This window comes from Streptococcus sp. HMSC034B05 (assembly GCF_001809055.1).
Classification (GTDB): domain Bacteria; phylum Bacillota; class Bacilli; order Lactobacillales; family Streptococcaceae; genus Streptococcus; species Streptococcus constellatus.
This window is the reverse complement of the sequence record NZ_KV795608.1, coordinates 19,180-44,211: the sequence shown is the minus strand read 5'-3', so window position 1 is coordinate 44,211 and position 25,032 is coordinate 19,180. Positions and strand designations below refer to the sequence as shown.

At 38.5% G+C, this 25,032-nt stretch carries 19 protein-coding genes, 1 pseudogene and 1 riboswitch; of the genes and pseudogenes, 18 read left to right on the top strand and 2 right to left on the bottom strand.

From position 1 onward, the window contains the following. Window positions 1-21 precede the first annotated feature (21 nt). Window positions 22-1,362: a hemolysin family protein gene (locus HMPREF2542_RS04530; protein ID WP_058670228.1), complete on the top strand. Its 1,341-nt coding sequence runs from the start codon at window positions 22-24 to the stop codon at window positions 1,360-1,362. A gap of 54 nt (window positions 1,363-1,416) precedes the next feature. Here the strand turns inward: HMPREF2542_RS04530 and treR are convergent, their stop codons facing one another. Then, the gene (gene treR / locus HMPREF2542_RS04525; protein WP_006267488.1) at window positions 1,417-2,130 is read right to left on the bottom strand and encodes a trehalose operon repressor; all 714 of its coding nucleotides are present in this window, start codon (window positions 2,128-2,130) and stop codon (window positions 1,417-1,419) included. Between the two features lie 175 nt (window positions 2,131-2,305). Between treR and treP the strand changes: the two genes are divergently transcribed. The 8 genes from treP (at window position 2,306) to HMPREF2542_RS04485 (ending at window position 12,945) form a co-directional block, all read left to right on the top strand. After that, window positions 2,306-4,318 (top strand): PTS system trehalose-specific EIIBC component, encoded by a 2,013-nt coding sequence (gene treP / locus HMPREF2542_RS04520; protein WP_058670408.1) that lies wholly within the window; start codon window positions 2,306-2,308, stop codon window positions 4,316-4,318. A gap of 180 nt (window positions 4,319-4,498) precedes the next feature. Further along, window positions 4,499-6,130 (top strand): alpha,alpha-phosphotrehalase, encoded by a 1,632-nt coding sequence (gene treC / locus HMPREF2542_RS04515; RefSeq protein ID WP_058670229.1) that lies wholly within the window; start codon window positions 4,499-4,501, stop codon window positions 6,128-6,130. 158 nt (window positions 6,131-6,288) lie between these two features. Continuing rightward, window positions 6,289-8,493, top strand: coding sequence for an endonuclease/exonuclease/phosphatase family protein (locus HMPREF2542_RS04510; protein WP_070484420.1), 2,205 nt, complete (start codon window positions 6,289-6,291; stop codon window positions 8,491-8,493). A gap of 166 nt (window positions 8,494-8,659) precedes the next feature. Then, window positions 8,660-9,457, top strand: coding sequence for a pyruvate formate-lyase-activating protein (gene pflA, locus HMPREF2542_RS04505; RefSeq protein ID WP_049476527.1), 798 nt, complete (start codon window positions 8,660-8,662; stop codon window positions 9,455-9,457). 143 nt (window positions 9,458-9,600) lie between these two features. Next, window positions 9,601-10,536: a manganese-dependent inorganic pyrophosphatase gene (locus tag HMPREF2542_RS04500; RefSeq protein ID WP_037597626.1), complete on the top strand. Its 936-nt coding sequence runs from the start codon at window positions 9,601-9,603 to the stop codon at window positions 10,534-10,536. A gap of 50 nt (window positions 10,537-10,586) precedes the next feature. Next, the gene (locus HMPREF2542_RS04495) at window positions 10,587-11,099 is read left to right on the top strand and encodes a YiiX/YebB-like N1pC/P60 family cysteine hydrolase (protein ID WP_058670231.1); all 513 of its coding nucleotides are present in this window, start codon (window positions 10,587-10,589) and stop codon (window positions 11,097-11,099) included. After that, window positions 11,092-11,790: a DUF1803 domain-containing protein gene (locus HMPREF2542_RS04490; RefSeq protein ID WP_058670232.1), complete on the top strand. Its 699-nt coding sequence runs from the start codon at window positions 11,092-11,094 to the stop codon at window positions 11,788-11,790. The genes HMPREF2542_RS04495 and HMPREF2542_RS04490 overlap by 8 nt, the downstream gene beginning before the upstream one ends. Window positions 11,791-12,186: 396 nt before the next feature. After that, complete coding sequence (locus HMPREF2542_RS04485) at window positions 12,187-12,945, top strand: CPBP family intramembrane glutamic endopeptidase (RefSeq protein WP_058670233.1); 759 nt, start codon at window positions 12,187-12,189, stop codon at window positions 12,943-12,945. A gap of 119 nt (window positions 12,946-13,064) precedes the next feature. Here HMPREF2542_RS04485 and HMPREF2542_RS04480 read toward each other — a convergent pair whose 3' ends face one another. Then, window positions 13,065-14,510, bottom strand: coding sequence for a UDP-N-acetylmuramoyl-L-alanyl-D-glutamate--L-lysine ligase (locus tag HMPREF2542_RS04480; RefSeq protein WP_058670234.1), 1,446 nt, complete (start codon window positions 14,508-14,510; stop codon window positions 13,065-13,067). 85 nt (window positions 14,511-14,595) lie between these two features. On the opposite strand from HMPREF2542_RS04480, the gene HMPREF2542_RS04475 reads away from it, so the two are divergent. The 9 genes and pseudogenes from HMPREF2542_RS04475 (at window position 14,596) to HMPREF2542_RS04440 (ending at window position 25,032) form a co-directional block, all read left to right on the top strand. After that, entirely contained in the window at window positions 14,596-16,224 is a 1,629-nt protein-coding gene (locus tag HMPREF2542_RS04475) for a putative polysaccharide biosynthesis protein (protein WP_070484418.1), read from the top strand. 171 nt (window positions 16,225-16,395) lie between these two features. Beyond that, window positions 16,396-16,491 (top strand): annotated as a pseudogene (locus HMPREF2542_RS09545) (PLP-dependent transferase); the annotation flags it as partial. Between the two features lies 1 nt (window position 16,492). Beyond that, window positions 16,493-17,659, top strand: coding sequence for a MalY/PatB family protein (locus HMPREF2542_RS04470; protein ID WP_070484415.1), 1,167 nt, complete (start codon window positions 16,493-16,495; stop codon window positions 17,657-17,659). 68 nt (window positions 17,660-17,727) lie between these two features. After that, window positions 17,728-17,880, top strand: a riboswitch (M-box (ykoK) riboswitch). A 208-nt stretch (window positions 17,881-18,088) separates the two neighbouring features. Continuing rightward, entirely contained in the window at window positions 18,089-20,743 is a 2,655-nt protein-coding gene (gene mgtA / locus HMPREF2542_RS04465; protein WP_058670237.1) for a magnesium-translocating P-type ATPase, read from the top strand. Window positions 20,744-20,840: 97 nt separating this feature from the next. Then, window positions 20,841-21,470 carry a uracil phosphoribosyltransferase gene (gene upp, locus HMPREF2542_RS04460; RefSeq protein WP_003025639.1) on the top strand — a complete coding sequence of 210 codons (630 nt, stop codon included), beginning with the start codon at window positions 20,841-20,843 and terminating at the stop codon, window positions 21,468-21,470. 88 nt (window positions 21,471-21,558) lie between these two features. After that, window positions 21,559-22,173, top strand: a complete 615-nt coding sequence (locus tag HMPREF2542_RS04455) for an ATP-dependent Clp protease proteolytic subunit (protein WP_225791046.1) — start codon at window positions 21,559-21,561, stop codon at window positions 22,171-22,173. Between the two features lie 90 nt (window positions 22,174-22,263). After that, window positions 22,264-22,533, top strand: coding sequence for a DUF2129 domain-containing protein (locus HMPREF2542_RS04450; protein ID WP_006269844.1), 270 nt, complete (start codon window positions 22,264-22,266; stop codon window positions 22,531-22,533). Window positions 22,534-22,615: 82 nt separating this feature from the next. Next, complete coding sequence (locus tag HMPREF2542_RS04445) at window positions 22,616-23,779, top strand: ABC transporter substrate-binding protein (protein ID WP_058670238.1); 1,164 nt, start codon at window positions 22,616-22,618, stop codon at window positions 23,777-23,779. Window positions 23,780-24,162: 383 nt separating this feature from the next. Next, a complete protein-coding gene (locus HMPREF2542_RS04440) occupies window positions 24,163-25,032 on the top strand; it encodes a branched-chain amino acid ABC transporter permease (protein WP_003043257.1) in 870 nt (289 codons plus the stop codon).

The window sequence follows — 25,032 nt, the reverse complement described above, 5'->3', positions numbered from 1 at the left end:
ATATATGAGGAGAGAACATTCATGGAAGACCCTAGCAGTCAGACCTTGTTACTGCAAGCTTTACTATTATTGGTTTTAACACTATTAAACGCCTTTTTTTCAGCAGCTGAGATGGCTATGGTGTCTTTAAACCGCGCTCGTGTGGAGCAAAAGGCTGAAGAAGGCGATGCAAAATATATTCGCTTATTGAAAGTCTTGGAAAAACCTAATCATTTTTTATCCACCATTCAAGTTGGAATTACTTTGATTACAATTTTATCAGGAGCTAGTTTGGCTAATACACTCGGTCGGGAAATTGCTTCTTGGATGGGAAATTCTGAGACAGCAAGAGCGATTGCAAGCTTCTTATCTGTTGCTATTTTGACTTATGTTTCTATTGTTTTTGGGGAATTATATCCAAAGAGAATTGCTTTGAATCTCAAAGATGCTCTAGCAGTTCGTACAGCACCAGTTATCATTTTCTTAGGGAAAATTGTTGGTCCCTTTGTTTGGCTTTTATCAGCCTCCACTAATCTGCTTAGTCGGATAACGCCGATGACCTTTGACGATGCTGATGAGAAAATGACTCGTGATGAGATTGAATATATGCTAACGAATAGTGAAGAAACCCTGGATGCTGACGAGATTGAAATGTTGCAAGGAATTTTTTCACTAGATGAGATGATGGCGCGTGAAGTGATGGTTCCTCGTACCGATGCTTTTATGGTGGATATCAATGATGATACCAAGGAAATTATTGAAAGTATTTTGAAGCAGAACTTTTCACGGATTCCGGTTTATGATGATGACAAAGACAATGTTATTGGACTGATTCACACCAAGCGTCTATTAAATGAGGCTTTTACCAATGGATTTGATAATATTGTCTTGCGAAAGATTTTGCAAGAGCCGCTTTTTGTGCCAGAAACGATTTTTGTAGATGACTTGTTAACAGAGTTGCGGAATACCCAAAATCAAATGGCAATATTGCTAGATGAATATGGTGGTATGTCTGGCTTAGTAACGCTTGAAGACTTATTGGAAGAAATTGTCGGTGAGATAGATGACGAAACAGATAAAGCTGAAGTAGAAGTTTATCAGGTCTCTGATCATACTTACTTTGTCCTTGGAACCATGAGTTTGAATGATTTTAATGAGTATTTTGAAGTGGAACTGGAAAGTGATGATGTTGATACGATTGCTGGTTATTATCTGACGGGTGTTGGCTCCATACCGGATGCTAAGGAACGTTTGAGTTATGAAGTAGAAAGTCAGAATAAAAAGCTCATTTTAACCAATGATAAAGTGAAAAATGGACGTGTGACAAAACTCAAAGTAGAAGTCTCTGAAATAGTAGAAGAAGAAAAAGAAGTTGAGAAATAATCTCAGCTTCTTTTAGTTTTTTTAAGTTGTGAAAGTGGTATTTCTGAGGGGTAGTTAGCGTTTTTGTCGCTTAGCAAAGTCAATAAAACGGAATTTTTCCAGTTTATGGCGGCTATCTGTGAATTGGAATTGCTGTCCATCTGTAAGATAGACTTTGGATTTAACAGAAACGACGTGTTGATCATTTTCAATGTCCATCAAAATTTTATCGCGGTTTGTAGCTAGATCAATTGTGATTTCTTTTTGGGCATAAGCAATGTGCAGCCCTAGTTTTCCTTCTAGATAAGCATAAATCGATTGTTCTGCTATTTCTCGAGTCATGGAAGGGACAAGGCTCTTATCAAGGTAATCAATATCTAAGACGGAAGCGACGTCATCGACTACTCTCTGGCGGACAATTCGCCATACCAGACGGTATTCAGGAAAGCCTGTGAGATTGGATAACTTTTTATCAACCGTGATTTTTTCTAACTGAATGACATTTGTTTTAGAATTTATCCCATGCTGTTGCACGAGTTCTTGGTAACTAGTCAGATTGGAGACAGGAAAGTCAATCTGTTCTTGTTTAGTAACTTTAGAGCCCTGCCCTTTCAGTTTTTGGATAAGACCAGCTTTTTGAAGTAAATCAAGTGACTTGCGAATGGTATCACGGCTGACTTTGTAGGTTTGGACGAGTTCATGCTCGCTAGGGAGATAATCATTAACTTGATATTTTTCATTTAGAATATCTTGTTCTATGAATTTAAAAATTTGTTCATATTTCTTCATAATTCCCTAACTTGTTTGTTTTTTATCATACAACTATATTAATTTTATCAAAAACATGAGGAATATGCTACACACAACTTGCATACATCTTTGCTATCGTTTACAATAAAAACATCAATTGTACAATGATGAAAAAAAGAAGGAGAGTGTTAGGTTGATCCTAGCCAAGCAGAAAATGGGAAAATTTGAGAAAGATGCCAAGATTTTATTAGATGCCATTGGTGGCAAAGAGAATATCTCCGCAGTTAGCCATTGTGCGACTCGGATGCGTTTTGTGCTAGCTGATGAGAAGAAAGCAGATGTAAAAGCGATCGAAGCCATTCCGGCGGTTAAAGGAACTTTTACTAATGCAGGGCAGTTTCAGGTTATTATTGGAAATGATGTTCCAATTTTTTACAATGACTTCACAGCTGTATCAGGGATTGAAGGTGTTTCAAAAGAAGCAGCAAAAGCCGCTGCTAAGAGCAATCAAAATCCAGTGCAGCGTGTGATGACAATGTTGGCGGAAATTTTCACCCCAATCATTCCAGCGATTATCGTTGGGGGGTTAATTCTTGGATTTCGTAATATTCTTGAAGGAGTGCAGATTCAAGCTCTGGGGCAAAAGATCGTTGATGGTGTAGCACAGTATGCTAAAGATGGTACACCAGTTTATAATACGATTGTGGATGTTTCACAGTTTTGGAGTGGTGTTAACTCTTTCTTGTGGCTTCCTGGTGAAGCGATTTTCCACTTTTTACCAGTTGGAATTGTTTGGTCGGTTTCTCGTAAGATGGGAACTAGTCAGATTCTTGGGATTGTCTTGGGAATCTGTTTGGTATCTCCGCAATTGCTCAATGCTTACTCAGTAGCTGGTACGCCAGCTTCAGAAATTGCCAAAAAATGGGTTTGGGATTTTGGCTTCTTTACCGTCAGAAAGATTGGTTACCAAGCACAAGTTATTCCTGCCCTACTTGCAGGCCTGTCTCTTTCCTATCTTGAAATTTTCTGGCGGAAACGGATTCCAGAAGTTGTATCCATGATTTTTGTGCCTTTCTTATCATTAATTCCGGCATTGATTTTAGCTCATACAGTTCTTGGACCTATCGGTTGGACACTTGGGCAATGGTTGTCAACAGCAGTGCTTGCAGGGTTGACTGGTCCCGTTAAATGGCTCTTTGGTGCGATATTTGGTGCTCTCTATGCTCCGTTTGTTATCACTGGTTTGCATCATATGACCAATGCTATTGATACACAGCTCGTTGCCGATACAGGTGGCACAGCTCTATGGCCAATGATTGCTTTGTCAAATATCGCCCAAGGGTCAGCTGTATTTGCTTATTATCTGATGAATCGTCGTAGTGAACGTGAAGCACAGATTTCCCTACCTGCAACAATTTCTGCCTATCTTGGAGTCACAGAACCGGCACTATTTGGAGTTAATGTGAAATATGTTTATCCATTTGTGGCAGGGATGATTGGTTCTTCTATTGCAGGCCTCTTGTCTGTAACATTTAATGTTACAGCAAATGCTATCGGAATCGGTGGGATTCCGGGTATCTTGTCTATTCAAGCGAAATACATGCTGCCATTCTTCTTTGTCATGCTGGTGGCTATTGCAGTACCGATGATTTTGACATTCTTCTTCCGTAAGACAGGTGTGTTTACAAAAGCAGAAGATGAAAGTGTCAAATCACCGCAAATTGAAGCCATTGAAGAAGCAAAAGAAGCAGCTCCAAAAGTGGATTTTGCAGAAATTGCTAGCCCACTTGCTGGAGAAGTGAAAGAATTAAGCCAAGCAACTGATCCTGTTTTTGCACAAGGTGTCATGGGACAAGGTGTAGTAATTGAACCGAGCGAAGGTGAACTTGTTGCGCCAGTAAATGGAGTTGTGTCAGTGCTTTTTCCAACTAAACATGCTGTAGGAATCGTTTCTGATGAAGGTGTCGAGTTATTGATGCATATCGGTATGGATACGGTGAATTTAGAAGGAAAAGGCTTCGAAGCTCATGTGGCTCAAGGAGATAAAGTTAGTGTGGGAGATAAGTTGATTTCTTTTGACATGTCAGCAATGAAAGAAGCAGGTTATGTGACAGAAACGCCGGTGATTATCACCAACCAAGATCAATTTCAAGCAGATGAACGTGGTCAACTTCCACGGATGATTGAACTTGGTGATAAGCTCATGATGGCTACACGAATTGGCTAACATTCGTCGCAGGTAGACTGAGCTAGGTGAATGAGTAACTGAACAAAGTATAGTCTGCAATAAAATATTCTTCTCTGATAAGTATGAAGTTTGAAGAAATTCGTGATACAATATAAAACTATACAGGGGTGGGAGCGTAAGCCCCATCTCTTTCTTTTGTAAAATAGAAAAGGAAAACAAATGACATTCGATAAAAGAAAAGTAGTCTATCAGATCTATCCAAAATCTTATAAAGACACTACAGGAAATGGTATTGGAGATTTACAAGGGATCATTGAAAAAATTCCTTATCTTGCTAAGTTGGGGGTGGATATGGTTTGGCTCAATCCTTTCTATCCTAGTCCACAGCATGACAATGGATACGATATTTCTGATTATACTGCGGTAAATCCACTCTTTGGGAGTATGGACGACTTTGAAGAAATGATTCAAGTTGGAAAAGAATATGGTATCGAGTTTATGTTGGATATGGTGCTCAACCATTGTTCGACAGAGCATGAGTGGTTTCAAAAAGCCTTGGCTGGAGATAACTATTATCAGGATTTCTTTTTCCTACGTGATGAGCCGACAGACTGGTTGTCTAAGTTTGGCGGCAGCGCTTGGGCTCCTTTTGGAGACACGGGTAAGTATTACCTGCATCTTTACGATGTGACGCAGGCTGATCTCAATTGGCACAATCCTCATGTCCGTGAAGAACTTTTTAAAGTTGTTCATTTCTGGTTAGATAAGGGTTTGAAGGGGTTCCGTTTTGATGTTATTAATGTCATCGGGAAGGATGAAATATTAGAGAATTGTCCGGAGAATGACGGGAAGCCAGCCTATACTGATAGACCTATCGTACACGAGTATCTTCACATGTTGAATGAGGAGACTTTTGGAACGGATGAGGCTATTATGACTGTTGGTGAAATGAGCGCTACGAACATTGAAAATTGTATTCTTTATACAGCTCCAGAACGCCACGAATTATCTATGGCTTTCAATTTTCACCATTTAAAAGTAGATTATGAAAATGGACAAAAATGGACGTTGAAGAATTTTGATTTTGAAGAATTAAAGCGCCTTTTCCATACATGGGGCAAAGAAATGAGCGACCATAACGGTTGGAGTGCTCTGTTTTGGAATAATCATGACCAACCCCGTGCACTGAATCGTTTTGTAGATGTTAAGAATTTTCGCAATGAAGGAGCGACCATGCTTGCGGCAAGCATTCATCTGTCTCGCGGAACGCCATATATCTATATGGGAGAAGAAATCGGTATGATTGACCCCGACTATGACAGCATGGAAGATTATGCAGATGTCGAATCTTTCAACGCTTATCAAATGCTATTAAATGCTGGCAAAACACCAGAAGAAGCGTTTAAGATTATTCAGGTCAAGTCTCGTGACAATTCCCGAACTCCTATGCAGTGGGATGATTCAGCAAATGCTGGCTTTACAAGTGGAACACCTTGGTTAAAAGCAGCTAAATCCTACTCTGAAATCAATGTTAATAATGAAATTCAAGGTCCAATTTTTACTTTTTACCAAAAATTGATTGCTCTTCGTAAAAAATTGCCTCTTATAGCGGAGGGCAGCTACAAACCAGCTTATGAAGATAGTCAGCAAGTATATGCCTTCGAGCGTCAATTGGGTGATGAAAAACTGTTAGTGCTCAATAACTTCTACTCAGATCCGATTACAGTAGACGTGTTACCGGAGTACCAGAATGGTGAAGTCCTCCTTTCTAATTATGAGGTAGCTCAAATAGCAGCAGTTGTGACCTTGAGACCTTATGAAAGTTTGGCAATTATTGTGAATAAGCGCTAGATACAGTAAGAAATTCCAAAATCGACTGAATCATTCAGCCGATTTTTAAAGCTCGAGAGAAAGCGCTTGCAATATTCTTCCGTTTTATTTATAATAGTTACGGTAGAAATACATCTCAAGGAAAGCTGATTTCCAATTTATGATGTAAAGGAGAATATATGAAAAAAACATCAAAACAATTACCTGTTTTGTTTGCGACAGCTATTTTGCTCGCTAGCACTGTTGTAAGTCCTCTTGCTCAGGCGAATGAGACAAGTTCTTCATCTTCGAGCTCAGAATCATCTGTAACGACTTCGAAATCTAGCTCAGTTGCTTCAACGACACAATCACTGCCATCAGAAGCAATTTCTGACAGTTCAACGAGCAATACGAATGAGCCAAGTAATACAAGCGAAGAGACGCCTAAGACAGAAGCTGCAAGCGGTGAAGCCCATGTTACAACTTCTGAATTTACAACAGTGGCAAATATCGGTCAAATACAAGGGGAAGCCCATGAATCACCTTATAATGGGAAGAAAGTCAAGGTTTCAAATGTTGTTGTAACAAAGACAGATCGGTATGGCTTTTATGTACAAGATCTCAAAGCTGATGGCAATGCTAAGACCTCGGATGCTATTTATGTCGTCTCAAAAGAAAAGGTTGCAGTTGGTGATCAGTTGACGATTGAAGGTCAAATCAAAGAAGGTTATATGGAAGAACTCAGTGTTCGTCCTGGACAAACTTTCCGTAAACCAACTGACAGCTTAACTGTAACACAATTGTTTGCTTCTAAGGTAACGAAAAACGGTACAGCCGCACTACCAGAACCAGTTAATATTTCAGATCGTATGCCAAAAGATATCGTGGATAATACTCCGACTACTTATGATCCAGAACATGATGCATTGGATTATTGGGAAAGTCTGGAGGGTATGTTGACAACAGTGAAAAAACCTCGTGTGCTTGGCCCACAATATCGAGGAGATATTTATCTCTTGCCGAATGGTTATCAAGCGCTGCCGCTCAATAATATCGGTGGTGTCAACCTTCGCCCTAATGTCCAAAATACAGCAACTATCCCCGTTTATGTTGGGAATAAATATATTGCAAAAGCTAAAGATTACTTTAATGAAGATGTTTCTGGTGTTGTAACTTATCGCAGCAAGGTTTATAAGTTGGAGCCAACGAAGTTGCCAGATCTGCAAGATGGCGGTCTACAAAGAGAGGTTTCTAAGATTTATCCAAGTGAAGATAAATTGACTATTGCTTCTTATAATATTGAAAACTTCTCAGCAAACAATGCAGCAGGTGAGACGCCTGATGCAAAAGTGGAAAAAATTGCTAAATCTTTTATCAACGAAATTCACAGTCCAGATATTATTACCCTTATAGAAGTTCAAGACAATAATGGAAGTGTTAATGATGGTACTGTCAGCGGTGTGCGAAGCGGTGAAAAACTGGCTGCTAAAATTAAACAATTAGGTGGCAAAGAATACAAATATACCGAAGTCGCCCCTGTTGATGGAGCAGATGGTGGAAAGCCGGGCTCCAATATTCGTGTGGCTTACTTGTATAATCCTCAACGAGTGAAGTTAGTTGAGCGTGAAGCAGGAAGTAGCACAGAAGCAGCTGCCTTCAAAGATGGGCATTTGGTGAAAAATCCTGCAAGGATCGATCCAACCAATCCAGCCTTTACGAAAGTTCGAAAATCTTTAGCAGCAGAGTTTGAATTTAAGGGCGAGCATATTGTCGTGATTGCCAATCATTTAAAATCCAAACTCGGTGATGATGCAGTATATGGTTCTAAACAACCAGCAGTGCAAAATACATTAGCACAGCGGATTGAGCAAGGGAAGTTGTTGAATGCTTTTGTTAAAGAAGGTTTAAAGCAAAATCCTAATTTGAAGTTTGTCTTGACTGGTGACTTTAATGACTTTGAATTTTCAGAAACTGCCAAAGCAGTGGCTGGTAATGAATTAGTCAATATGATGCTGAATCACGACGCAACAGACCGCTATTCTTATTTTTACCGTGGTAGCAATCAAAGTTTAGACAATATCTTTGTTTCAAAAAATATTGCTGATAAAACAGTGTTCTCACCAGTTCACATTAATGCTTCTTTCATGGAAGAACACGGTCGGGCATCAGACCATGATCCCGTCATTGCACAGCTTGACTTTAGTCAGAAAAAAGATGACACGACGCCGACTCAACCAACTGAGCCAAAACCTTCTGGTGACAGCACAACTTCACCAAATAGAGATGATAAACCAACTAAAAAGAGAATTTTACCATCTACAGGAACAACAGGTGCTGAAGTAGCTGTTGTAGGGCTTGTCATCCTAAGTGCAACCCTCCTTTGGCGAAAGAAAGTGACGGATTAAAAGGAATAGATGAACGAGAGAGTTTTAAGATTCTCTCGTTTTTTTGAAAAATATTGAAAATGAAACTGAAAAACAGATTATTTTCTAAAAAATAGACAAATTGTCCCTCTATCTAGAAAAGAAGTGTTATAATAGTATTATAAAACGTTTTCAAGAGGATAAGACGATGGAAAAAGAAGTCATTGATTATGGAAAAGTAACAGGTATGGTCCATTCGACTGAAAGTTTTGGAGCTGTTGATGGACCTGGTATCCGTTTCATTGTCTTTTTACAGGGTTGTAAAATGCGTTGCCAATATTGCCACAATCCAGATACATGGGCAATGGAAACCAATAATTCAAGAGAGCGAACGGTTGAAGACGTTTTGCAAGAAGCGCTTCGTTATCGTGGCTTTTGGGGTAAAAAAGGTGGGATTACAGTAAGTGGTGGTGAAGCTCTTTTGCAGATTAATTTTGTGACTGCACTTTTTACCAAAGCTAAAGAATTGGGAATTCATTGCACTTTAGATACTTGTGCGATGCCTTTCCGCAATACACCAGAGTATCTCAAAGTTTTTGATCGCCTGCTTGAAGTGACAGATTTAGTGTTGCTGGATATTAAAGAAGTCAATGATGCTCAGCATAGATTTGTAACAGGGCACACTAATAAGAATATTTTGGAATGTGCAAAATATTTATCTGATAAAGGTGTTCCAATGTGGATTCGCCATGTTTTGGTTCCAACGTTAACAGACCGTGATGACGACTTAAAAGAATTAGGTGAGTTTGTCAAAACGTTAAAAACAGTTGATAAATTTGAAGTGCTACCTTATCATACAATGGGAGAATTTAAATGGCGTGAATTGGGCATTCCTTATCCATTAGAAGGTATAAAGCCGCCAACTGCTGATCGAGTAGCAAATGCCAAAGAACTTATGAAAACAGAATCTTATACCGAGTATATGAACCGCGTACATAATAGTTAATAAAAGCAGGAAGTGAGATTTTGATCAGCACTCAAAAAGTTAGACAGGAAAACTAACGATTGGGTGCTTTTCTATTCCTCTCTTTGTGAAAATCTTAAAATTGTGCTAAAATAAAGTATATAAAAAGTTTACGAGGTACGATCATGTCTAAAATTTTAGTTTTCGGTCATCAAAATCCAGATTCAGATGCGATTGGCTCAGCTGTGGCCTTTGCTTATCTTGCGCGTGAAGCTTATGGCTTGGATACAGAAGCGGTTGCTTTGGGAGAACCAAATGAAGAAACAGCTTTTGTTTTGGATTATTTTGGAGTAACGGCACCGCGTGTGGTGACATCTGCCAAAGCAGAAGGAGTTGAGCAAGTCATTTTAACAGACCATAATGAATTTCAACAATCTATTTCTGACATTGCAGAAGTAGAAGTCTATGGCGTTGTGGATCACCATCGTGTGGCAAATTTTGAAACAGCTAGTCCACTTTATATGCGTTTGGAGCCTGTCGGTTCAGCTTCTTCTATCGTTTATCGCATGTTTAAAGAATCTGGTGTAGCTGTACCAAAAGAACTCGCAGGTTTGATGCTCTCAGGTTTGATTTCAGACACGCTTCTTCTGAAATCACCAACCACTCATCCGAGTGATAAAGTGATTGCACCTGAGTTGGCAGAGCTTGCAGGAGTTGATTTGGAAGAATACGGTTTGGCTATGCTTAAAGCTGGAACCAACTTAGCTAGCAAAACAGCCGAGGAATTGATTGATATTGATGCTAAAACATTTGAATTAAACGGAAACCAAGTTCGTGTAGCACAAGTCAACACAGTTGATATTGCAGAAGTCTTAGAACGTCAAGCTGAACTGGAAGCAGCTATTGAAAAAACAAATGCGGCTAATGGTTATTCTGACTTCGTTTTGATGATTACCGATATTATCAATTCTAACTCAGAAATCCTTGCACTTGGAGGCAATATGGATAAAGTGGAAGCAGCTTTCCATTTCACACTTGAAAATAATCATGCTTTCCTTGCTGGTGCGGTTTCTCGTAAAAAACAAGTTGTACCACAATTGACTGAAAGTTTTAATGGATAAAAATTTGGAAGAAAAAGGAGTTTCGGCTCCTTTTTTGATACAATAGTTCTATGAAGATTCAAGATTTACAAAATGGAGATTTAATTTTTGTATCCAGTCAATCTGATATAGCAGAGGCCATTCAGCGATCAACTGGTTGGTATAACCATGTGGCAATCTTCTTTGCTGGTTGGATTTACCATGCGACAAGCAAGCGCGGTGTCATTAAAGAACCGATAGATCAATTTTTACAGGTTGATGAATGTTATGCTGTTTATGCTTGTTCTGACATAGATGTAAAAGCTGTCTGGAAAAGAGCAGAGCAACACCTTTATAAACCTTATAATAATAGCTTTTATCCAGATACGATAGGCTTTTATTGTTCTGAATATATTGCAGAAATCCTCCCCATTTTTGAAACCATTCCTATGCAGTTCGGTGATGAAAAAGAGAAAATTGCTCCTTTTTGGCAGCAGTATTACAAAGAGTTAGGTTTAGCAGTTCCTCTTCATCAGCCAGGAACCAATCCTAGCCAATTGGCTCAATCCGAAAAATTAGTTTATAAAGGAAGATTAGATGATTAAAGTAATCAATCCCAGTCGTTTAACACGTCAGCCTTTTTTTCATGAATTGATAAATTATTTAGACCGACATGATGATGTTACTTTGCGAGAGATAAAGTGCGAATTTGCAAACTTTTCCAATATTGATCGCTCTATAGAGGACTATATCAAGGCAGGCTACGTGGTTCGAGCAAACAAACGGTATCAACAAACCCTTCCTCTACTGCAAAATGTGACGGATTTGTCTTTGGATCAGGAAGTATTTGTACGAGATGACAGTTCTCTTTATAAAGAATTGCGGAATGTGCGCTTTAAGACACGCTTGACCAATCAGACCAACCAGGCTATTTTAGTGGAAACAACAGATTTTCTCAGAGAGCAGCTGACACTTTCCAATTATTTTTATAAGCTAAAGCAACAATATCCATTGAATAATCAGCAACAAAAGCTTTATAAGTTGATAGGAGATGTTAATCCGGAGTATGCTCTAAAATATATGACAACTTTTTTGCTAAAGTATGGTCGTAAAACTGAGCTGATGCAAAAACGGCGCGATATTTTTGTAGATGCTCTAGTGATTTTAGGCTATATCGTACCTAACGAATCAGGAAACTATGAGTTGAAACTGGATTTTGATAAAGAAACCTTAACCTTTCGTGTACAAAAGTCTGTAGACTTTTACAATAAACATCATAGAATAATAAAATTTTAAGATTTTTTGATAGATTTATAGGTATAATGGTTATGGTTGGTATGAGGCTGGGATGAAAGTCTCTAGCTTCAAAGGATACGGTGCAATAAATCAACGATGCAGTAGCTGATTGCTCCAATAGTCTACTGGACTATTGGAGGTTGAAAAGCCCCCTTCCATGAAGATGTGTCAAAAGCACAGCTTTGAATTGGCGGATAGGGGATTAAAGCAAGTTTCAAGGTTTGTTCGCTTTTCAAGCTCGGAAGAGTACTTTTGACGAAAATTTCGTTTTCTGCACTCGCCACCTCAACAGGCTCCCAGACTGTTGAGCAACCTTGCGGAGTGAGACTATAAACTAAAGATTTTTAGTTTTGAGTTCCGTCCCTCTCCCATTTCGTTTTATGAAAGGAATATATCGTGAATCTTTTAGCAAGAATTTGTCCCACTCAACCCTTGAAGTATCTGAAATGGTTTGATATTGTCATCGTGACGGTCTTGCTATTTGGGCGATTTATCTATCGTTCAACAGAACTTTATCTTGCTAGCTTGTCTCCGTCCACTACAACAGCAGTAGCAGATGCAACTAGTAAAACAGCAAATGATGGAGCCGCTTATTCTAGTAACTTAGAATTACAACTTCTCATGTTAGCTCTGACGGTAGCCTACTTAATACTTCGTCGGTTTGATTTTAGACAGTTGCCGATTCGTCTATCGTGGTCTGTACTCTTTTGGGTTCCATTTATTTTTGCAGTTATGGGGATTCTAGCAGATACCGTGACGACCCTTAGCGGAGAATATAACTATTTTGATCCCCAGTTATGGAAATACATTGATCTATTAGAAATTTTCCGTAAGTTTACCGATTTGACACCGATGATGATTCTCTATGCTTTGCTAAATGGCTTTTATGAAGAATTTTTCTTCTTAGGCTTATTAACTTCGGTAAAAGAAAAATATAAATGGTGGGTTCTTCTTTATTCGATGATTATTCGTGTTTCTTTCCACACTTATCATGGAATGCTCTGGGCACTGACGATCGGTGTTGGTTTTGGACTTCTCTATTATTGCCTTTACAAATATAAGGTTAAAAATCTCTTACCTTTCTTCCTCGCGCATGCTCTTGCGGATATCTATGGTTCAAGTCTAATGTATGTTTTGATTAGTTGGAGAAAGTAAAATCATAAGGCAAGATTCTGATTTCTAAAAAATGATGCTTATTTTACTTTACTAATATAAAGTTGTCGTTTTTTCAATAATTAAAGGTCGAAGACTGTTATCTCGACCTTTATTCAATTCTATAAATACCTTTCCGCAATCGCGTAATCGCCTAGATAGTCTGTTTTTTCTCCATTTATGATTTGGTAACAATCAGCACCTTTACCAGCTAGAATAACAGCATCACCTTCTTTGTTTGTTAAGCTAAGAGCTTTTTTGATAGCTTCTTTGCGGTCTGCAATCGTGTAAACGTCAAAAGAAATGTAGCTGGCAATTTCTTTAGCAATGGCAATCGGATCTTCGTAGTTAGGGTCATCTGCTGTCAAGATAACTATCAATTCTGGATGGCGATTGAGTAGTTGTCCAAAATCTTTGCGACGACTTTCTCCTTTATTTCCGGTTGCACCAAGTACTAAAACAATTTTGCCTTTTTGGTGTTCTTGAACGACAGATAAGAGATTAGCCAGACTGACACCATTGTGCGCATAATCAACAAAAACTTTTGCACCATTGTTTTGAGTTAGCACTTCCATGCGCCCAGGGACACGCGTAGCAACAATGCCTTTTTTTATATCAGAAATAGTGGCACCTAAGCGTAGACAGGCAAGGCTAGCAGCAAGTGCATTTTCTTGGTTAAAACGTCCGATTAGCTGAATGTCAAATTTTTCTGTGAGGATTCCGCTTGTTTCAAAAGAAAATGCTTGCGAATGATGAATTTGATTGTCGGAATATTGTCCATAGAAATCATGTTCTATAGATGCAACTTGCTCAGCCACCACTTGGAAATAATCCATTTCGCTATTAACGACAACAGTTCGGCTATTTTCCATGAGGAGTCGCTTATGATAAAAATAATCTTCAAATGTCGGATGTTCAATTGGTCCGATATGATCAGGGCTGATATTAAGGAAAACACCAACGTCAAAAGTTAAACCGTAAACTCGCTTTTTTAAATAAGCCTGACTGGAAACTTCCATAATCAGATGAGTTCGACCATTTTCAAGCGCTGTCGCCATCATTTTGAACAAATCTAAGCTTTCCGGTGTTGTCAAAGTAGACTTGAAGAAATGTTCTCCATCGAGCGTCGTGTTCATGGTAGACAACAAAGCAGGCTGATGACTTTGTTGGAGAATGTGATAGGCAAAATAAGCCGAAGTTGTCTTTCCTTTGGTTCCTGTAAATGCGAGCAGTTTGAGTTTGTCTTGCGGATTTCCATAAAATTCCATGGCAAGAAGACTCATGGCTTGTTTGACATCATTGACTAGAATCACTGGGATAGTTACTTCAAAATCCGTCTCACTGACATAGAACCGTAAGCCTGATTCAACCGCTTTTCCCAAAAATTCTTTTTTAAAATTGTCACCTTTGACAAAGAAAAGAGTTGAAGCAGTCACATCGCGGCTGTCATAGCTGATGTTATCAAATGTGACATCAGTAATGTTATAATAGTATTCACCTTTATCAATGATTTCGCGGAAATTGTGATCATTTTTTAAAATTTTTAATGCGTTCTCAATTGTTATCATATTTCTATTGTAAACCTAATGGCGAGGTTTTACAAGCGGAAAGGAAAAGTTTATAATAAGATAAGACTACTTTTAGAGGTTATGTATGGATCAACAAACAACAACTCAACAAAAACAAATGCTTCTAGGGACAGCTTGGTTGACAGCAAGTAACTTTATCAGCCGTTTTTTAGGGGCGATTTATATCATTCCTTGGTATATCTGGATGGGCAAACATGGTGCAGAAGCTAATGGCTTGTTTACGATGGGATATAATATTTATGCTTGGTTTCTTCTGATTTCCACAGCAGGCGTACCTGTTGCGGTCGCTAAGCAAGTTGCGAAATACAACACAATGGATCAAAAGGATCATAGTTTTACCCTCATTCGTGAATTTTTGAAATTTATGCTCTTGTTGGGAGCCATTTTTGCAGTAGTGATGTATCTCTTATCACCTTTCTTTGCGCATGTATCAGGCGTTGGGAAAGAACTCATTCCTGTCATGCAAAGCCTATCTTGGGCAGTACTGGTATTCCCAGCTATGAGTGTTATCCGTGGCTTTTTTCAGGGATTTAACAATTTAAAACCATATGCAATCAGTCAAATTGCTGAGCAGGTGATTCGTGTTATTTGGATGCTTTTGACAACATTCTTTATTATGAAATTGGGTTCTAAAGACTATGCTGCTGCAGTTACACAATCAACATTTGCTGCTTTTATTGGCATGTTTGCCAGTATGGCGGTTTTGGTTTATTTCCTCTGGAAAGCGAATTTGCTGTCATCTATTCTGCATAAGCCAGTGTCAAGCACCAACATTAACAGTCGTGCTCTTTTAGTGGATACGATTCGGGAAGCTATTCCGTTTATTATCACTGGTTCTGCCATTCAGCTTTTCCAGATTATTGACCAAGTAACTTTTATCAATGTTATGAAATGGTTTACAAACTATACTAATTCTCAGCTGGTGGTTATGTTTAGCTATTTCTCCGCTAATCCCAATAAAATTACGATGATTTTGATTGCGGTAGCGACTTCTATCGGGGGTGTAGGAATTCCACTGCTAACAGAAAACTATGTCAAAGGTGATTTGAAGTCTGCAGCACGTCTTGTTCAAGATAACTTAAGTATGTTACTGTTATTTCTCTTACCAGCAACAATTGGCTCTGTCTTAGTGGCGCGTCCATTATACACAATTTTTTATGGGCGACCAGATAGTTTAGCTTTAGGTTTGTTCATTTTTGCTATGTTACAGACAATTATTTTAGGCATTTATACTGTCTTGTCGCCAATGATTCAAGCGCTTTTCCAAAATCGCAAAGCTATTATCTATTTTGGCTATGGAGTTCTTGTTAAGCTTATTTTGCAAATTCCATTTATTTATTTATTCAAAGCTTATGGTCCGCTTCTTGCAACGACAGTCGGACTGATTGTTCCAATTGTTTTGATGTACCAACACATTCGCCAAGTAACAGGACTCAATCAAAGAATTCTCGTTAAACGGAGTTTATTGATAGGGATTTTAACTGCTATCATGTCTCTTTTAATTGCTATTGTGGAAGTGGTACTGGGAGTTGTCTTTTATCCAAATGGACGCATTTCTAGCATGCTTTATTTAATTATGATTGGTGGTCTGGGAATGATCATTTATGGAGCAATGGCTTTGCGGGTTCGCCTGTTAGATCGATTTATTGGTGAAAAAGCTCAAGTTTTACGTGAAAAATTTCATATTCATTAAAAGGTCGTAAGGCTTTTTAATGTTGTAGAAAATTTATAAAAATTAAGCTATAATAAAAATAGCTATTCTTGCAATAAAAGTTTATAAATGATGAATCCTTCAATAAAAATTATAGAGCAGCTTTTTTGAAAGGATATTTAATGCTAGGATATTCTAGCGAAGATATCAAGATGCTATGGTTTAACAGATGATTTTTTCCGATTGTCCATTGGGATTGAGGATAGCCAAGATTTGATAACAGATTTAACATTTGCTTTGGAGGTATAATATGAGCAAATACAATTTTCAAACAGCACCGAATCGCTTGTCTCACCACACTTATAAATGGAAAGAAACAGAGACTGATCCTCAATTGCTACCAGCATGGATTGCAGATATGGACTTTGAAGTCATGCCAGAAGTGAAAAATGCGATTCACGACTATGCAGAACAGTTAGTTTATGGCTATACGTATGCGAGTGATGAGTTGCTCCAAGCGGTGTTGGATTGGGAAAAAAGCGAACATCAGTATTCGTTTGATAAGGATTCTATTGTTTTTGTGGAAGGTGTTGTGCCAGCCATTTCTATTGCGATTCAAGCCTTTACCAAAGAAGGAGAAGCGGTCCTAATCAATTCTCCTGTCTATCCACCCTTTACTCGTAGTGTCCAGTTAAATAATCGAAACTTAGTATCCAATTCTCTAAAAGAAGAACATGGTCTGTTTCAAATTGATTTTGAACAATTGGAAAAAGATATTGTCGAAAATGATGTGAAACTCTATCTTCTTTGTAACCCGCACAATCCCGGAGGACGTGTCTGGGAAAAAGAAGTTCTAGAAAGAGTAGGTCAGCTTTGTCAAAAGCACCATGTTATTTTAGTATCAGATGAAATTCATCAAGATTTGACTTTGTTTGGTCATCAACATGTTTCCTTTAATACTGTTTCACCGGATTTTAAAGACTTTGCTCTGGTACTTTCTAGTGCTACCAAGACTTTTAATATTGCAGGCACCAAAAATTCCTATGCCATTATTGAAAATCCTACGCTATGTGCACAGTTTAAACACCAGCAACTTGTTAATAACCACCATGAGGTGTCAAGTTTAGGGTACATTGCGACAGAAACGGCCTATCGTTATGGCAAACCTTGGTTAGTGGCACTAAAAGCTGTTTTAGAAGAAAATATTCAATTTACAGTGGAGTATTTTGCCAAAGAGGCTCCGCGTTTAAAGGTTATGAAACCACAAGGGACCTATCTGATTTGGCTTGATTTCAGTGCCTATGGTTTGACAGATGATGAACTCTTTACTTTATTGCATGACCAAGCAAAAGTCATTCTCAATCGAGGAAGTGATTATGGAAGTGAGGGCGAACTTCATGCAAGGCTGAATATTGCAGCACCTAAGTCTTTAGTAGAAGAGATTTGTAAGAGAATCGTGCGTTGCTTGCCCAAATAAAATAAAAAGAAATGTTCGAAAACAGTCACTTTTGGTTGACAATCATTCTTAAGTGGAGTATAGTTAGTATGAAAAATCGGTAGGTGAGGCTACCATAGGGATACGGATGACTACCGCAAAGTAGTGGAGACACTATGCGCTGGTTAGCAGTTGAGATCGCTAAGGTTTTGACTAATGTCATTTCACTGCCCTACGGAGTTAAAGCTTGAACGGTAACACAAGACATATAGTCCTGCCATGTTTTTCATGGTAGGATTTTATCGTTTTGAGCTGATTTTTTAAAGAAAAAATGCAAGGGAAAGGAGTGAGGAATATGAAAATAGACGATCATCCGGGACCGCAGAAACTCAGTCAATTACTGATGTTGCGCATTCCTCATGAGTATATGTATATAAGTGATTGACTCCTTAAAAATAAAGGAGATTTCCTATGAAAACAGCAAAAAAACGATTAACAGATGCTCTTCGTATGTCTGTAGTGGATACGATGACCTTTTTCAACACATCTAGATTGGGTTTGACAGAGGAGCAAGTAGAAGAAAATCGCGATCTATACGGTGAAAATGAATTGACCAAAGGGCAAGAAGATTCAATTGTTAAAAAAATTTATGAGTCTATTATCAACCCGTTTACCGTTATTCTTTTACTCATTGCATTGGTGTCTTTGGTTACCAATGTTTGGCTGGCAAAGCCAGGGCAAGAAGATCCGACAACGTTTATCATTATTGTTGTCCTTGTCTTGCTGTCTGGTAGTATTCGCTTTGTGCAAGAATTGCGGAGTGACAAAGCTGCCAGTAATCTTTCGCGTATGATTGTCAATACAGTGACAGTTGTTCGTGAGGGAAAAGAGCAAGAAATTCCGATTACAGAATTAGTGGTGGGAGACATTATCCGCTTGAGTGCAGGAGACATGTTGCCAGCAGATGTGCTAATTTTGGATTCGCGCGACTTCTTCGTACAACAGTCAGGTTTGACAGGTGAAAGTGATGCGGTTGAAAAAATGGCACTGGATAAATGTGAGATAAAAGAAACTGAGAGTTTACTTGAATCTGACTCACTTGCCTTTATGGGAACCAATGTAATCTCTGGTCGTGCTAGCGCGCTTGTGCTTGTTGTTGGCGACGACACAAAAATGGGAGCTATTGAGCAAACGCTTAACACTTATGATGAACCAACTTCATTTGAACGAGAAATGAACAGTATTTCATGGTTGTTGATTCGTCTTATGTTGGTACTCGTACCTATTGTCTTTTTTATCAATGGTCTGACAGATGGAGATTGGCTAGAAGCTGGGGTATTTGCATTAAGTGTCGGTGTCGGTTTGACGCCAGAAATGCTTCCTATGGTCATCACAGCAAGCTTAGCGAAGGGTTCAATTCTTATGGCAAAAGAAAAAGTTGTCATCAAGAAACTCAATGCCATTCAAGATTTAGGAGCAATTGATATTCTTTGTACGGATAAGACAGGGACATTGACACAAGATGAGATTGTTTTGGAGTATCCACTTGATATTCATGGAGATCTTGATTTGGCAGTGCTTCGTCGAGCTTATCTTAATTCTTATTATCAAACAGGGTTAAAAAACCTGATGGATCGTGCCATTATCAATCGGACAGAAAAAGAAGCTGAAAAACACGAAATCGTTCGCAATTTAGACCAAACTTTTAAGAAAATTGATGAATTACCTTTTGATTTTGAACGTCGCCGCATGAGTGTGCTGGTTCGAGATGATGAGAATGTCGTTAGCATGGTGACAAAAGGTGCTTTAGAAGAAATGCTGGCCATTTCAAATTATGTCGAAGACAAGGGGAAAATCCTTCCTTTGACAGAAGAAATCCGTCAAGAAATTTTAACAGAGGTCGCACAGTTAAATGAGCAGGGTCTGCGTGTGCTGGGAGTCAGTTATCGTTCGGACTTGGATGCTGATTATGAATACACGGTCAAAGATGAGTCTGACATGATTCTGACAGGTTATCTTGCTTTTCTCGATCCACCAAAACCGTCAGCAGCCCCTGCTATTAAAGCATTAACCGAGTATGGCGTAGCTACCAAAATTTTAACAGGTGACAATGAAAAAGTTACAGAAGCAGTTTGTGAGAAGGTTGGCTTAGATGCAAAGAACATCTTGCTAGGCTCTATGATTGAAACGATGTCGGATGAAGAATTGAGCAGAGTTGTTGAAACCACAACTGTTTTTGCTAAATTATCGCCTGACCAAAAGGCGCGTATCATTTTACAACTGAAAGCAAACGGGCACAAGGTTGGTTATATGGGTGATGGAATCAATGATGCTCCTTCTATGAAAGTAGCTGATGTAGGTATTTCAGTTGATACAGCTGTTGATATTGCGAAAGAAACAGCTGATGTTATTCTGTTAGATAAAGACTTATTGGTGCTTGAAAAAGGCTTGGTGGAAGGTCGCAAAGTCTATGCCAACATGACCAAGTACATCAAGATGACAGTGAGTTCCAACTTCGGAAATATCTTTTCCTTGCTAATCTCAAGTATTTTCTTACCATTTTTGCCCATGGCACCGATTCATTTGATTGTGTTGAATTTGGTCTATGACATTTCTTGTATCGCTTTACCATTTGACAATGTAGATCGTGAATTTTTGCAAAAGCCTCGCATTTGGAGTGCAAAATCCATTACTCGCTTCATGGCCTGGATTGGTCCAATTAGTTCTATTTTTGACTGTACAACCTTTTTAATTTTGTTCTTTATTATTGCACCAATGATAACAGGGTCTGTTTATCATCATGGTATGTCTAGCAATTTCATTACGATTTTCCAAACAGGCTGGTTTATTGAGTCCATGTGGACGCAAACGATGGTTATCTATATGTTGCGCTCACCCAAGTTACCATTTATTCAAAGTAGGCCAGCTTTATCTGTAGTCATGACCACTCTAGCGGCAGTCTTCTTTGTGACTTTATTGCCCTACGGTCCTTTTGCAGCTCTTTTAAAAGTCACTCCATTAAATGGGATGTATTTCTTATTCCTAATCCTCATTATGGTATTGTATATGGCAAGTGTTACATTTGTGAAGCATTTATATATAAAAAAATACCACGAATGGTTATAAGGACTTGGTAATCTTTGAAAAGGCTTGTTTATTATAAGCCTTTTTTATGTTTTTTTGTTATAATAAGAAGAATAAATTGAAAGAAGGAACACCAATCATGGAAAAATTTCAAGTGATCGCACATCCGCTCATTCAGCATAAATTGTCTATCTTACGCCGTACAGATACATCTACCAAGGCTTTTCGTGAGTTAGTAAATGAAATTGCTATGCTAATGGGTTATGAAGTTTTACGTGACTTACCATTAGAAGATGTGGAAATTGAAACACCCATTACAAAGACAGTTCAAAAACAACTAGCTGGTAAAAAATTAGCTATTGTCCCAATCTTACGTGCAGGTATTGGTATGGTAGATGGTCTTTTGAGTCTTGTACCAGCTGCTAAAGTCGGACATATTGGAATGTATCGTGATGAAGAAACTTTGAAACCAGTTGAATACCTTGTGAAATTACCGGAAGATATTAGCCAACGTCAAATTTTCGTAGTGGATCCGATGTTAGCAACAGGTGGCTCAGCTATTTTAGCTATTGATTCACTGAAAAAACGTGGAGCACACAATATTAAATTTGTCTGTCTTGTTTCAGCTCCAGAAGGCGTGAAAGCTTTACAAGAAGCTCACCCAGACGTGGAAATCTTTACGGCAGCCCTTGATGATCACTTGAATGAAAATGGCTACATTGTTCCAGGATTGGGAGATGCAGGAGATCGTCTTTTTGGTACAAAATAATAAGTTTTATGTTTGACCTTTTTTGACCAAAAGGCTATAATAGTCTCATATTTGAAAAATCTTACTAAGAATTGTTGGTCAGATTAAAATATCAGATGAAAAGGAGAATACAATGATTCCTGTAGTTATTGAACAAACAAGCCGTGGGGAACGCTCGTACGATATTTACTCACGTCTTTTAAAAGATCGCATTATTATGCTAACTGGAGCAGTTGAAGACAACATGGCCAATTCCATTATTGCCCAATTGCTTTTCCTAGACGCTCAAGATAGTACAAAGGATATTTATCTTTATATCAATACACCAGGAGGTTCTGTATCGGCGGGTCTAGCGATTGTCGATACAATGAACTTCATCAAATCAGATGTTCAAACAATTGTCATGGGAATGGCTGCGTCCATGGGAACCATCATCGCTTCAAGTGGTGCTAAAGGCAAACGCTTTATGTTGCCAAATGCAGAGTACATGATTCACCAACCAATGGGTGGAACTGGTGGCGGTACGCAACAAACCGATATGGCGATTGCTGCTGAACATTTGCTGAAAACTCGAAACAATTTGGAAAAAATTCTTGCAGATAACTCTGGTAAGACCGTTAAGCAAGTTCATAAAGATGCTGAACGTGACTACTGGATGAGTGCTCAAGAAACACTAGATTATGGTTTCATTGATGAAATCATGGCAAATAACAACTTGAACTAATGCTCTCTTTGCTATTATCTGAAAAAAATGTCCTCTGATGGGCATTTTTTTGATATACTTATAAATGAAAAAATGTTAGAAAGAAAACTCATGTTTAAAAAAGAAGAACGAACAGGTATCATTGTCTATTTATATTATAATCGTGACATAAAAAGAATTGCGTCCATTGGTGATATTGTCTATCATTCCAAAAAGCATCGTTATCTCCAGTTGTATGTGGATACTGTGCAAGTAGATGGTATTGTTGAGAAACTATCTAAGGAAAAATATGTCAAACAAGTACGGGTTTGTCATATTCAAGAATTGGATACAGACTTCGTTGGAAGTTTGTTTAGAGAGAAGGAAAACGTAAACATGTAAAAAAATTCTGTTGACTACTTGACAATTGTCAGATAATTCGGTATATTCTTAACATATTATTTTGAAACAAGGAGTTAAGAATATGAAAAAGAGAATTGCGCTATCATTTGTTGCTCTTGCAAGCGTTGCTCTTCTTGCCGCTTGTGGGGAAGTGAAGTCAGGTGGATCTAATGCAACAGGTACAAAAGTTGCTGATAAGACGATTAAAATTGGATTTAACTTTGAAGAGACAGGCGCAACAGCTGCTTATGGTACAGCCGAGCAAAAAGGCGCTCAGCTTGCAGTTGAAGAAATCAATAAAGCAGGTGGTATTGACGGAAAAAAACTAGAAGTAGTGGACAAAGATAATAAATCTGAAACAGCAGAAGCAGCTTCTGTAACGACTAACTTAGTAACCCAATCGAAAGTCAATGCAGTTGTAGGACCTGCGACTTCTGGTGCAACGGCAGCAGCTGTTTCTAATGCGACAAAAGCAGGTGTACCGTTGATTTCACCTAGTGCTACTCAAGATGGCTTGACAAAAAATCAAGAGTATTTATTCATTGGGACTTTTCAAGACAGTTTCCAAGGGAAGATTATTTCTAAGTATGTCACAGAAACGTTAAAAGCGAAAAAAGTTGTGCTTTATACGGATAATTCAAGTGATTATGCTAAAGGTGTCGCAAAAGCTTTCCGCAATGCGTATAAAGGCAAGATTGTTGCAGATGAAAAATTTGTCGCTGGTGATACGGACTTCCAAGCAGCTTTGACCAAGATGAAAGGGAAAGATTTTGATGCAATTGTCATCCCTGGTTACTATACTGAAGCTGGTAAAATTGTCAACCAAGCGCGTGGTATGGGAATTGATAAACCAATCGTTGGTGGTGACGGCTTTAATGGTGAGGAATTTGTCCAACAAGCAACTCCAGCCAAAGCCTCAAATATCTACTACATCTCAGGTTTTTCTTCGACAGTTGATGTCTCAGCGAAAGCTAAGAAATTCCTAGAAGCTTACAAGGCTAAATACAACAATGAAGAACCTTCAACATTTGCAGCGCTAGCATATGATTCTGTTTATCTTGTTGCCAATGCTGCCAAAGGTGCGAAAACATCTGTTGACATTAAAAACAATATGGCTAAGACAAAGAATTTTGAAGGTGTAACAGGTGATACCAGCTTTGACAAGCATCATAACACTGTAAAAACAGCCTTTATGATGACCATGAATAATGGGAAAGTCACAGCAGCTGAAACAGTTAAGCCATAATCTTTCATAAAGAACTGCTTAAAATATATTTTATAGTGTATAGAAGAGTAACTATTTATGGTGGACATCGTAGATAGTTACTTCTCTTTATATGGGTTAAAAGAGATAGTTAGGATAGATATCTTAGTGTTAAGAATGTAGCTCATTATGATTTGTAAGATAGAGTAACTGCTAGCTCTGTCTTAAATTGTTTAACATCAATCAGCTATAAGGTGAGAAAAAGGAACTGACGACTTCTTTTGCTCAAACTTGGAATAGAGAGTAAGGAGAACCAATTTCTTTGAAACCGCGACTTACTCACTCTTTTTTTGCGATAGGATAAGAAAGATGTGAATCACCACATCATCCTTTCATCGATATTATATTTAGAAAGTGTGGTGGCCATGCTCCAACAACTTGTTAATGGTCTAATTTTAGGGAGCGTCTATGCTTTGCTCGCTCTCGGCTATACTATGGTTTATGGAATTATCAAACTCATCAATTTCGCTCATGGAGATATTTACATGATGGGTGCTTTTATGGGGTATTTCTTGATAAATTCCCTTCATCTTAATTTTTTCCTTGCCTTAATCTTGGCAATGATTGGGACAGCGGCTTTAGGCGTACTAGTCGAATTTTTGGCTTATCGCCCGTTGAGAAATTCGACTCGAATTGCAGCTTTGATTACTGCAATTGGTGTTTCGTTTTTCTTGGAGTACGTGATGGTGTATTTTGTAGGAGCCAATACTCGTTCGTTCCCCCAAGTGATTGAAACGGTTCGTTATAGTTTTGGACCGATTAGTCTCACCAATATCCAATTAATGATTTTGGCTGTTTCCCTAATTTTAATGGTGTTGTTACAAGTCATCGTTCAAAAAACAAAAATGGGAAAAGCCATGCGGGCAGTTTCGGTCGATAGCGATGCGGCGCAACTAATGGGAATTAATGTCAATCGTACGATTAGTTTCACTTTTGCTTTGGGCTCGGCTTTGGCAGGAGCGGCAGGTGTGCTCATTGCGCTTTATTATAATTCCCTTGAACCATTGATGGGAATGACTCCAGGGCTGAAATCGTTTGTTGCCGCAGTTCTTGGTGGGATTGGCATTATCCCTGGAGCAGCATTAGGAGGCTTTGTCATTGGTTTGTTAGAAACCTTTGCAACAGCCTTTGGTATGTCAGATTTCCGTGATGCGATTGTGTATGGTATTTTAATCTTAATTTTACTCGTTCGTCCTGCAGGGATTCTTGGTAAGAATGTGAAAGAGAAGGTGTAA

Coding starts and splice junctions, on each gene's coding strand:
- HMPREF2542_RS04530 (WP_058670228.1), top strand. CDS start 22: ATGGAAGACCCTAGCAGTCAGACCTTGTTACTGCAAGCTTTACTATTA.
- treR (WP_006267488.1), bottom strand. CDS start 2,130: ATGAAGAAATATGAACAAATTTTTAAATTCATAGAACAAGATATTCTA.
- treP (WP_058670408.1), top strand. CDS start 2,306: ATGGGAAAATTTGAGAAAGATGCCAAGATTTTATTAGATGCCATTGGT.
- treC (WP_058670229.1), top strand. CDS start 4,499: ATGACATTCGATAAAAGAAAAGTAGTCTATCAGATCTATCCAAAATCT.
- HMPREF2542_RS04510 (WP_070484420.1), top strand. CDS start 6,289: ATGAAAAAAACATCAAAACAATTACCTGTTTTGTTTGCGACAGCTATT.
- pflA (WP_049476527.1), top strand. CDS start 8,660: ATGGAAAAAGAAGTCATTGATTATGGAAAAGTAACAGGTATGGTCCAT.
- HMPREF2542_RS04500 (WP_037597626.1), top strand. CDS start 9,601: ATGTCTAAAATTTTAGTTTTCGGTCATCAAAATCCAGATTCAGATGCG.
- HMPREF2542_RS04495 (WP_058670231.1), top strand. CDS start 10,587: ATGAAGATTCAAGATTTACAAAATGGAGATTTAATTTTTGTATCCAGT.
- HMPREF2542_RS04490 (WP_058670232.1), top strand. CDS start 11,092: ATGATTAAAGTAATCAATCCCAGTCGTTTAACACGTCAGCCTTTTTTT.
- HMPREF2542_RS04480 (WP_058670234.1), bottom strand. CDS start 14,510: ATGATAACAATTGAGAACGCATTAAAAATTTTAAAAAATGATCACAAT.
- HMPREF2542_RS04475 (WP_070484418.1), top strand. CDS start 14,596: ATGGATCAACAAACAACAACTCAACAAAAACAAATGCTTCTAGGGACA.
- HMPREF2542_RS04470 (WP_070484415.1), top strand. CDS start 16,493: ATGAGCAAATACAATTTTCAAACAGCACCGAATCGCTTGTCTCACCAC.
- mgtA (WP_058670237.1), top strand. CDS start 18,089: ATGAAAACAGCAAAAAAACGATTAACAGATGCTCTTCGTATGTCTGTA.
- upp (WP_003025639.1), top strand. CDS start 20,841: ATGGAAAAATTTCAAGTGATCGCACATCCGCTCATTCAGCATAAATTG.
- HMPREF2542_RS04450 (WP_006269844.1), top strand. CDS start 22,264: ATGTTTAAAAAAGAAGAACGAACAGGTATCATTGTCTATTTATATTAT.
- HMPREF2542_RS04445 (WP_058670238.1), top strand. CDS start 22,616: ATGAAAAAGAGAATTGCGCTATCATTTGTTGCTCTTGCAAGCGTTGCT.
- HMPREF2542_RS04440 (WP_003043257.1), top strand. CDS start 24,163: ATGCTCCAACAACTTGTTAATGGTCTAATTTTAGGGAGCGTCTATGCT.